Annotated in this window: 1 protein-coding gene; it reads right to left on the reverse strand. The window is 44.9% G+C overall.

All coding sequences use genetic code 11. The features are described from left to right. Window positions 1-268: 268 nt before the first annotated feature. On the reverse strand, window positions 269-463 hold a 195-nt coding region (locus ACTQ3V_RS15710; RefSeq protein WP_441468305.1), incomplete at its 5' end, for a hypothetical protein.

The following is a 463-nucleotide window of genomic DNA, read 5'->3' on the forward strand; positions in this document are numbered from 1 at the left end:
CTTGCTTCCCGTCACAAACGGACAAGGGGCAGCGCAGGCCGCAGGCGAGAGCCATAGGCCGCGCGCCCCGTTCCGTTGTAAGCGCCAGCTTTCCCGCCCGCCTGAGCGGGCGAGGTAGTCTAAAGCTAGTATTACCTTTAGACTACTTGTGTAGCTTGTTTTCCAGAAAGAGGAAAAAGCGTGAAAAAACAACAATCCAGAAAATAGAAACTGACCTATCAACAATCCAGCCGATAAGGGCATCACACATGAGGCCATCAAGCAGACGCTAATTCAGATAAAACCAGTCGTTTACTGCTGCATGGCAAACAAAAACACGAGAAATCAAAATAGTTTGTAATTTTATTGGTATATTTGATTTTGAACACGCAATGACCAAAACAAAAACTGCTAAAACAGAAAAGAATGGTATAGCCGTTTGACTATACCATTCCTTACTTTGCTGTTTTCCTAATTCACCGCC

This window comes from Candidatus Agathobaculum pullicola (genome assembly GCF_052117205.1).
GTDB classification, from domain to species: domain Bacteria; phylum Bacillota; class Clostridia; order Oscillospirales; family Butyricicoccaceae; genus Agathobaculum; species Agathobaculum pullicola.